A 1,064-nucleotide genomic window follows, 5' to 3' on the forward strand; every position below is an offset into this window, starting at 1 on the left:
GGTGCTGCTCGTGCATTCGATCAAATCGATAACGCACCAGAAGAAAAAGCTCGTGGTATCACCATCTCTACTTCACACGTAGAATATGACACTCCAACTCGTCACTACGCACACGTAGACTGCCCAGGTCACGCCGACTATGTTAAAAACATGATCACTGGTGCTGCGCAAATGGACGGAGCTATCCTGGTTGTTGCTGCGACTGATGGCCCAATGCCACAAACTCGTGAGCACATCCTGTTAGGTCGTCAGGTTGGTGTTCCTTACATCATCGTATTCCTGAACAAATGTGACATGGTAGATGATGAAGAGTTACTGGAATTAGTAGAAATGGAAGTTCGTGAACTTCTGTCTCAGTACGATTTCCCAGGTGACGACACTCCAGTAATCCGTGGTTCAGCGCTGAAAGCACTGGAAGGCGAAGCTGAGTGGGAAGCAAAAATTGTTGAATTAGCAGAAGCACTGGATTCATACATCCCAGAACCAGAGCGTGCAATTGACAAACCATTCCTGTTACCAATCGAAGACGTATTCTCAATCTCAGGCCGTGGTACAGTAGTAACTGGTCGTGTTGAGCGTGGTGTTGTTAAAGTTGGTGAAGAAGTTGAAATCGTTGGTATCAAACCAACAGTTAAAACAACTTGTACTGGCGTTGAAATGTTCCGTAAATTACTTGACGAAGGTCGTGCAGGTGAGAACGTTGGTGTTCTTCTGCGTGGTACTAAACGTGAAGAAATCGAACGTGGACAAGTACTGGCAAAACCAGGTTCAATCAAGCCACACACTAAATTCGAATCAGAAGTTTATATTCTGAGCAAAGATGAAGGTGGTCGTCATACTCCATTCTTCAAAGGCTACCGTCCACAGTTCTACTTCCGTACAACTGACGTAACTGGTACTATCGAATTACCAGAAGGCGTAGAAATGGTAATGCCAGGTGACAACATCAACATGATCGTTGAACTGATTCACCCAATCGCGATGGACGACGGTTTACGTTTCGCTATCCGTGAAGGTGGCCGTACAGTAGGTGCGGGCGTTGTTGCTAAAGTATTAGGTTAATT

Annotated in this window: 1 protein-coding gene; it reads left to right on the forward strand. The window is 45.6% G+C overall.

Annotated elements, in window-relative coordinates; all coding sequences use genetic code 11:
* A partial coding sequence (tuf, locus tag AB4J89_RS18965; RefSeq protein ID WP_368470330.1) for an elongation factor Tu occupies window positions 1-1,062 on the forward strand: 1,062 nt, incomplete at its 5' end.
* Between the last annotated feature and the right edge of the window lie 2 nt (window positions 1,063-1,064).

Source organism: Proteus sp. STS61-E (assembly GCF_040932335.1).
Classification (GTDB): Bacteria; Pseudomonadota; Gammaproteobacteria; order Enterobacterales; family Enterobacteriaceae; genus Proteus; species Proteus mirabilis_B.